The 3,653-nt window shown below is 74.3% G+C and carries 3 protein-coding genes; all 3 read left to right on the top strand.

Annotation, left to right across the window (positions count from 1 at the left end; genetic code table 11):
• Nucleotides 1-1,287, top strand: a 1,287-nt coding sequence (locus JM949_RS34490) for a DNA-3-methyladenine glycosylase 2 (protein WP_238434416.1), incomplete at its 5' end; no start/stop codon positions are given.
• On the top strand, nt 1,284-1,793 hold the full coding sequence (locus JM949_RS34485) for a methylated-DNA--[protein]-cysteine S-methyltransferase (RefSeq protein WP_203152219.1): 510 nt from the start codon (nt 1,284-1,286) through the stop codon (nt 1,791-1,793). The genes JM949_RS34490 and JM949_RS34485, both read left to right, overlap by 4 nt.
• Before the next feature lie 37 nt (nt 1,794-1,830).
• Nucleotides 1,831-3,653: ABC transporter ATP-binding protein (locus tag JM949_RS34480; protein ID WP_203152218.1), on the top strand; the 1,823-nt coding region annotated here is incomplete at its 3' end.

Below are 3,653 nucleotides of genomic sequence, written 5' to 3'. Positions count from 1 at the left end.
CGCGTCTGGGACGTCCGGGCGGACGTGGTCGGCCGGGCGATGCGGCTGATCGCCGACGGGGTGGTCGACCGGGACGGCGTGCCGGGGCTGGCCGCCCGGCTGGGCTACACCGAGCGGCACCTGCACCGGATGCTGAGCGCCGAGATGGGTGCCGGCCCGCTGGCGCTGGCCCGGGCCCAGCGGGCGCAGACCGCCCGGATCCTGATCGAGACCACCGACCTGGCGATGGCCGAGATCGCGTTCGCCGCCGGCTTCGGCAGTGTGCGGCAGTTCAACGACACGCTCCGCGAGGTGTACGCGAGCGCCCCGTCGGAGCTGCGCACGGCCCGTGGCCGCCAGCAGGCACCGGCCGGGGCGGGGACCATTTCGCTCCGGCTGGCGTACCGCCCGCCGCTGCACGCCCGCGCGCTGCTGGACTTCCTGGCGGTGCGGGCGTTGCCCGGCGTCGAGGAGGTCCGCGACGGGACGTACCGCCGGGGTCTGCGGTTGCCCCACGGCATCGGCCAGGTGGCGCTGACCCCGGCGGACGGGCACGTGGCGGCGACGCTGCGCCTGGCCGACCTGCGGGACCTGGCGCCGGCGGTGGCCCGCTGCCGCCGGTTGCTCGACCTGGACGCGGACCCGGCGGCCATCGACGCCACGCTCGCCGCCGATCCGGCGCTCGCCCCGGCGGTCGCCGCCGAGCCCGGCATCCGGGTCCCCCGCGCGGTAGACGGCTTCGAGCTGGCCGTCCGCGCCGTCATCGGCCAGCAGATCTCCGTCAGCTCCGCGAAAACAACCCTCACCCGCCTCCTGACCACCGCCACCACCACCGCCACCGCCACCGCCACGGTTGATCATGAAGTTATGACCACCGACAGCGGCGTGTCGGGGCAACAACTTCATGATCAACAGGGTGGTTCGGGGGCGCTGCGGGGGTTCCTGCGGCCGGCGGAGCTGTTGGCTTTGCCGGATTCCGGGTTTCCGATGCCGCTGGCGCGGCGGGAGACGTTGCGGGGGTTGGCGCGGGCCGTATCGGACGGGGTGGTGGACCTCGCGCCGGGTGGGGACCGGGCGGAGACCGTGCGGCGGCTGCTCGCGCTGCCCGGCATCGGCCCGTGGACCGCCAACTACCTGGCCATGCGCGCCCTGGGCGACCCGGACGTACTACTCGGCACCGACCTCGCGGTCCGGCGCGGCGCCGCCGCGCTCGGCCTGCCCGACACCCCGACCACCCTCGACGGGTACGCCGAACGGTGGCGTCCCTGGCGGTCCTACGCCACGATCAGACTCTGGAGAGCGGCATGAGCATCGACAGCACCGTCCTGAACACCCCGACCGGCCCGCTGAGCATCCTCGCCGGCCCCGACGGTGAGGTACGGGCAGCCGGCTTCACCCCGGACCCGGCGACGCTGCTGCCCCTGATCCACCCGGCGCTGCGGGCGCCGCTGCGGGAACGGGCCGACCTCGGCCCGGTCAGCGCGGCGGTCCACTCCTACCTGGACGGTGACCTCGCCGCCATCGACACGGTGCCGGTCCGGCAACACACCGGCGGAGAATTCATGGCGCACGCCTGGCAGGTGCTTCGCGAGGTGCCGCCGGGCACCCCGGTCACCTACACCGGGTACGCCGCGCTGGCCGGTCGACCACCGGCGGTGCGGGCTGCGGCCGCCGCCTGCGCCCGGAACGCGGCAGCCCTGTTCGTGCCCTGTCACCGGGTCCTCCGCACCGACGGCACGCTCGGCGGCTACCGCTGGGGGCTGGACGTGAAGAAGTGGCTTCTCGGTCATGAGCGACGGTTGACAACAAGCTGACATAAGCATCAACACGCATTGACGCTACCGTCTGGTAGTGCCTGTGGAGAGCGACGGCGACCCGGCCGCCCGGGCCGCCGCGGGCCCCCACCCGGTGCACAACCTGTGGCGGCTGCGCCCCTACCTGCGCCCGTACGCCGCGGAGTTCGCCTGGCTGCTCGTCGCGGGGCTCGCCGGCACCGCCGCCGGGATCGCCGTACCACTCGTGGTGCAGCGGGTGGTGGACGGGCCGGTGTCCCGGCACGAACCGGCCGGCCTGCTCCAGCTCGGCGCTCTGGCACTGCTGCTCGGCGTCGCCGAGGCGGTGCTCATCTTCATCCGTCGCTGGGTGCAGTCCTCCTCGGCGGTGGGCATGGAGGCGGCGCTGCGCGCCGACGTCTACGCCCACCTGCAACGGCTACCGACGAGCTTCCACGACCGCTGGCAGTCCGGCCAGTTGCTCTCCCGGATCACCAGCGACCTGTCGGTGATCCGCCGGTTCCTCTCGTTCGGCGTGTTCTTCCTGGTGCTCAACCTGACCACGTACGTCGTCGTGGTCGTCCTGTTGATCAACCTGCATCCGGTGCTCGGCGTGCTGGTCGCGGCCAGCGCGGTGCCGCTGCTGCTGATCAGCCGCCGGTTCGGGCGGCACTACCACGCCGCGTCCCGCCTGATGCAGGACCAGCAGGGCGACGTGGCGACGCTGGTCGAGGAGACCGCACAGGGCCTGCGGACCATGAAGGCGTACGGCCGGGGCCCCGAGATGGCCGCCCGCTTCACCGACGCGGCCCGCCGGCTGCACGAGACCGGCGTCGGCAAGGGACGGCTGCTGGCCAACACCTCGGCGCTGCTCGACCTGGTGCCCAACGTGACCCTGGGCGTGGTGCTGGTGGCGGGGGCCGCCGCCGCCGCGGCGGGCACGCTCACCATCGGCGAGCTGGTCGCGTTCGTCAGCCTCCAACTGATGCTCATCTGGCCGGTGCAGTCACTGGGCTGGATCATCGCCAACGGTCAGGAGGCCGCGACCGCCGCCGACCGGATCCAGGAGGTGCTGGACACCCCGCCCCGGATCGTGGACTCGCCCGGTGCGCTCGCGCTGCCCCGCGACGCGGTGCACGGCCGGCTCCGCTTCGAGCGGGTCGCGTTCCGCTACCCGGGCGCCGCCACGCCGGTGCTCGGCGAGATCGACCTGAGCATCGAGCCGGGCGAGACACTGGCCCTGGTCGGGGCCACCGGCTCCGGCAAGAGCACGCTGCTCTCCCTGGTGCCCCGGCTGCACGACGTCACCGCCGGCCGGATCACCCTGGACGGGCACGACCTGCGCGACCTGCGGCTGGCCGCGCTGCGCCGGCTGGTCGGGGTGGCGTTCGAGGAGCCCACCCTCTTCTCGATGTCGGTGCGGGAGAACCTCACCCTGGGCCGCCCCGACGCCGGGGACGACGAGGTCCGCGCCGCGCTCGCGCTGGCCCAGGCCGACTTCGCCTACGACCTGCCCTGGGGGTTGGCCACCCGGGTGGGCGAGCAGGGGCTGTCCCTGTCCGGCGGGCAACGGCAACGGCTCGCGTTGGCGCGGGCCGTGCTCGGCCGGCCGGCCGTGCTGGTGCTGGACGACCCGCTGTCCGCGCTCGACGTGCACACCGAGGCGTTGGTCGAGGCCGCGCTGCGGCAGGTCCTGCGCGACAGCACCGCGCTGCTGGTGGTGCACCGACCGTCGACGATCGCGTTGGCCGACCGGGTCGCCCTGCTCCAGGACGGGCGGATCACCGCGCTCGGCCGGCACTCCGAGCTGCTGGCCACCGTGCCGGCGTACCGGGCGCTGCTCGCCGCCGAACCGCCCGCCGGGCACCCACCACCGGCCGGAGCCGGCGGGCCGAGACCGTC

The sequence above is a fragment of the Micromonospora tarensis genome (genome assembly GCF_016803395.1).
In the GTDB taxonomy this organism is placed as follows: domain Bacteria; phylum Actinomycetota; class Actinomycetes; order Mycobacteriales; family Micromonosporaceae; genus Micromonospora; species Micromonospora tarensis.
This window is presented reverse-complemented; position numbering and strand designations above follow the sequence as displayed.

What these genes read in the sequence shown, in the direction of transcription:
- JM949_RS34485 (WP_203152219.1), top strand. Translation starts at nt 1,284, where the DNA reads ATGAGCATCGACAGCACCGTCCTGAACACCCCGACCGGCCCGCTGAGC.